Genomic DNA, 4,098 nt, shown 5'->3' on the forward strand with positions numbered 1-4,098 from the left:
CGATGGTACTGCAGGGGGGACCCTGTGGGAGAGTAGGACGCCGCCGAACAATCATTGTGAAGAACCCCCGTCGGGAAACCGACGGGGGTTCTTTGCGTTGTGCGTGAATTGCTGCCGAAAGGTCAGCCCTGCGGCTGCGGTTCGGCCGTGCCCCAGCTCGGGCGGCTCTCCCCGTGGCCGGGGGTGTTGGTGAGCCGGGTGACGGTCGAGCCGTCGGCGCGCATCGTGTAGAGCTCGGAGGCTCCGCCGGCGGGGGCCTGGTCGAAGGCGATCGCGGTGCCGTCGGGTGAGTAGGAGGCGGCTCCGTAGGTGACGTCGGACGGGCCGGGGGTGAGTGCCTCGACGGCTGTGCCGTCGGGGTGGACGGTGTAGATGCCGCCGCCGGGGGCGTTGTCGGGGCCGGCCGGGTAGGTGGTGAAGACGATCCGGCTGCCGTCGGGGGACCAGTCGGCGCGTTCGCCGGCCCGTAGCTCCCACGGGGTGAGCCGGCGCAGGCCGGTGCCGTCGGCATTGACGATGTAGAGGGAACGGCCGTTGGCGGGCTGGCCGGTGGCGCTGGTCCGGTAGGAGAAGACGAGCTGCTTGCCGTCGGGGGACCAGGAGGGGTCGGTGACGGCGCCGGAGTAAGGGGTGTCGTTGGTGAGGAAGGTGAGCCGCTGGGCGCTGGTGCCGTCGGGGGCGATGACGAAGAGGTCGCTGTACTGGATCTGCTCCGAGTCCGGATCGGAGCGGCCCCAGCTGCGGGTGAAGGCGATCAGTTTGCCGTCGGGGGACCAGGCGGGCGCGGTCTCCGTCTCGTTGACGCAGTCCGGGGCGCCGGTCTCGCAGAGCGGGCCGAGCTGACGGGCGTTCCGGCCGTCGGAGCTCGTGGTCCAGATGCGGCCGGGGGAGTCGCTGCCGGTGCGGTCGAAGGCGAGCGCGGTGCCGTCGGGCGACCAGGTGGGGTGGTCGTCCCGGGTCTGGTCGGCGGGCTGGGTGAGTTGCTGCCGGGTCCGGCCGTCGGCGGTGACGGCGAAAATCGCGCTGGTGAGGCGGTCCTGGTCGAGGAAGCCCCTGCTGGCGATGAGGCCGTTGTGGGCCGGCGGGGCGGTCGGGGTTGCCGCGGCCGCAGCCGCGTCGACGGCGGCGGTGCCGTTGGCGACGGCCGCTTCGACGGTGGGGGTCGGGCTGGGCGACTCGGCGCGGATCTCGCTGAGCGGGATCTCGCCGGGCTGGGCGCCGCAGCCGGTGAGCAGGGCCCCGGCGAGCAGGAGGCCCGCACCGGCGTGAGGGCGGGTGCGGGCCTTGGCGGGGGTTGTCCGTGAGAGCCGTGTGCGCGTCATCCGCGTGTCATCTCCGTCTCCGATCCGCCCGGCGAGTCCGGACGTGATTGCCCCCCGAAGGAGCTGTCACCTTGTCAGATCGGAGGGTGCGGAGCCGGGCGACACGCGACGGTCCGCGTCCGCCCGGCGACGGAGAGTCGCCCGTTCGTGCGGCAGTACGGCAGCACGGCGGAGCAGCAGAACGGAAGTACGGCAGATCGGCGGGAACGGTGGCCCGGGGTCAGCCGCGGGCGGCCCGGCGTTCGGCCTTGGCGAGGGCCTCCGCCTCGTCCTCGGCCTCGGCGACCTCCAGGGTGGGTGCGGTGCCGCCGAGGTGGACGGGCAGCCACCAGTTGTCGTCGGGGCCGGAGGGCTTGCCGGGGTACTCGCGCTGGGCGCGGTCGAGCATCTCGGTCATCGCGGCGCGCAGGCGGCGGGTGACCATGACGGGCTTGTCCTGGGGCGTCAGCACGATCGGCTCGCCGATCATGATGGTGACCGGGACGTGCCGCTTGGTGAGCGTCTTCGGGCGGCCCTTGGTCCACAGCTGCTGGGTGCCCCAGAGGATCACCGGGAGCAGCGGGGCGCCGGAGTCGGCGGCCATCCGGGCGGCGCCGGTCTTGAACTTCTTCAGCATGAAGGAGCGGCTGATGGTGGCCTCGGGGAAGACGCCGACGACCTCGCCGGCCCGGAGGGCGCGGACGGCGGCCTCGTAGGCGGGCTGGCCGTCGGTCCGGTCGACCGGGATGTGCTTCATGCCGCGCATCAGGGGGCCGGAGACGCCGTGCTTGAACACGTCGTCCTTGGCCATGAAGCGGGTCTTGCGCTTGCCGCCGCGGTAGGCGCCCAGGCCGGCGAAGAGGAAGTCGAGGTAGCTGATGTGGTTGCTCACGAGCACCGCCCCGCCCTCGGCGGGGATGTTTTCGGCGCCGACGATCTTGATCCGCACGTCGAGTGCGCGGAAGACGGTCAGTGCGGCGCCGATCACCGGCGGGTAGACGAGCTCTGCCACGGTCAGTCCTGACTTCGACGGGCCTGGCGGCCCGGTACGGCGGGGCCCCGGGGCGGTGCGTGGGGGCCGACCGGGAGCACGGCACACCGCGGCGGCCACGGGCGATACACGGAGATGATCCCCCGAAGGAGTGCCCGCTGTCACCTGAGGGGTGCCGCCTGGCGGAATGTGAAGGTGTGACGTACGTGATGGGCCCGGCCGGGAACTTTTCCGCTCCGGCCGGGTCCCCCGTGGGGTGGTGGCGCGGCGCGGTCAGGCGGTGAGGTCCACCCGGCTCTGTGCGCGGCGGAGCAGCAGATACATCTCGCAGCCCAGGCAGTAGCCGAAGGCGGCGTTCAGGAAGGCGGCGGCCAGCGCGAACCCGGTGGCGAGCAGGCCGAGCCAGGTGGCCCCGGTGAGGAAGCCGAGCACGCCGACGAGGGCGAAGACCAGGCCGACACCCTGGGCGAACCTGGGCGGGCGTTCGTCCTCGGTCTCGGTCGGCGGTGCCAGCCGGGGCCGGACCAGGGTGCGGTAGAGCCACCCGTAGGGGGAGCGGTGCAGCCCGCCGAGGGCTCCGAGGGCGAAGACGAGGGCCTGGGCGGCGAGCAGGACTCCGCTGCCGGTGAGCAGGACGGCTGTCAGGACGACGGTGGTGAGCGCGGCGGCGAAGCGCGGGCCGCGGGGATCGATCTGCACGGGGGACTCCGGGAGGGGACGGCGGCGGGCTGACGGCTGGGGAGCGTCAGCGACAGCGCGAGGCCGTGGCCCGGCACAGGTCGACCACCCGGCGGGCGGTCAGCAGCGGCTGTGCGGGGCGGTCGGAGTCCACCCGGCGATCGTACGCGGGCCGCGGGCCGGCGGTCGACCGTTTTGCCGGGGCCGCTCCCGGGGCTCGGGGGGCCTGGCGCAGACTGGGGGGATGACCGGGTTGGTGGTGTGCGTTGTCGTGCTCGCGCTGGCGAGTGCGTTCGGGCTGCTGCGGGCCAAGCGCGACGGGAGGCTGAGGGTGCGGGCGAAGGACGGGTCGGTGGGGCTGTCGGCGGCCGAGCTGGGGGTGCCGCTCGGCGAGCGGGCGACCCTGGTGCAGTTCTCCACGGCTTTCTGCCAGCCCTGCCGGGCCACCCGCCGGGTGCTCGCCGAGGTGGCCGGGATGGTCGACGGGGTGGCGCACGTGGAGCTGGACGCCGAGGAGCGGCTGGAGCTGGTCCGGCGGCTGGACATCCTGCGGACGCCGACGGTGCTGGTGCTGGACGCGGGTGGCCGGGTGGTCCGCCGGGCGGCCGGGCAGCCGAGGCGGGCGGATGTGATCGCGGCGCTGGGCGAGGCGGTCTGAGCGGTCCCGCGCCCCGGCGCGGAACGGCGCGTTCCGTCGTCGCGGTGGGTCCCGAGGGGGAAGGAGCGCCCCCGCGGGGTGGAGCAGGGGTCGGGCTGGGGCAGGATGGCCCTGACGGCAGTGCGTCCGTCCCGCGGTCCACCTGGGCCGACGGCCTGCTCGGGGCTGCCGAGGGGGTCCGAGGGACGCCCGGCCGGGACCGCGCGACGTAAGCTACTGGCGAGTAGTGACCGTCGAGCTACTGGCGAGTATGCTGCCAGGGAGTTCCGGACCGGCACGGGAGCACGCTGCCGGGAGCAGGTGCGTACCGTGTTTCGCGCCCGCTTGCACAGCCGCAGCCGCCGGACGAGACCAGTACAGGAGACAGGCCGTGAGCTTGAGGATCGTTGTCTGTGTGAAGTACGTGCCGGACGCGACGGGTGACCGTCGTTTCGCGGACGACCACACCACCGACCGGGAGGGCGTGGACG

The 4,098-nt window shown here is 73.5% G+C and carries 4 protein-coding genes and 1 pseudogene; 2 read left to right on the forward strand and 3 right to left on the reverse strand.

The window, feature by feature from the left end:
* Positions 1–122 precede the first annotated feature (122 nt).
* The 3 genes from ADK60_RS20165 to ADK60_RS20175 all read right to left on the reverse strand — a co-directional run bounded on the left by ADK60_RS20165 (position 123) and on the right by ADK60_RS20175 (position 2,991).
* Positions 123–1,322: a beta-propeller domain-containing protein gene (locus ADK60_RS20165; RefSeq protein WP_053647833.1), complete on the reverse strand. Its 1,200-nt coding sequence runs from the start codon at positions 1,320–1,322 to the stop codon at positions 123–125.
* A 220-nt stretch (positions 1,323–1,542) separates the two neighbouring features.
* Entirely contained in the window at positions 1,543–2,313 is a 771-nt protein-coding gene (locus ADK60_RS20170) for a lysophospholipid acyltransferase family protein (RefSeq protein WP_053647834.1), read from the reverse strand.
* Positions 2,314–2,565: 252 nt separating this feature from the next.
* On the reverse strand, positions 2,566–2,991 hold the full coding sequence (locus tag ADK60_RS20175; RefSeq protein WP_053647836.1) for a DUF4395 domain-containing protein: 426 nt from the start codon (positions 2,989–2,991) through the stop codon (positions 2,566–2,568).
* Between the two features lie 223 nt (positions 2,992–3,214).
* Between ADK60_RS20175 and ADK60_RS20180 the strand changes: the two genes are divergently transcribed.
* Entirely contained in the window at positions 3,215–3,628 is a 414-nt protein-coding gene (locus ADK60_RS20180; protein WP_045944955.1) for a TlpA family protein disulfide reductase, read from the forward strand.
* Between the two features lie 370 nt (positions 3,629–3,998).
* Positions 3,999–4,098, forward strand: a pseudogene (locus ADK60_RS43570) (electron transfer flavoprotein subunit beta); the annotation flags it as partial.

The organism is Streptomyces sp. XY431, from assembly GCF_001279805.1.
In the GTDB taxonomy this organism is placed as follows: domain Bacteria; phylum Actinomycetota; class Actinomycetes; order Streptomycetales; family Streptomycetaceae; genus Kitasatospora; species Kitasatospora purpeofusca.

Coding starts and splice junctions, on each gene's coding strand:
- ADK60_RS20180 (WP_045944955.1), top strand. CDS start 3,215: ATGACCGGGTTGGTGGTGTGCGTTGTCGTGCTCGCGCTGGCGAGTGCG.
- ADK60_RS20165 (WP_053647833.1), bottom strand. CDS start 1,322: ATGACGCGCACACGGCTCTCACGGACAACCCCCGCCAAGGCCCGCACC.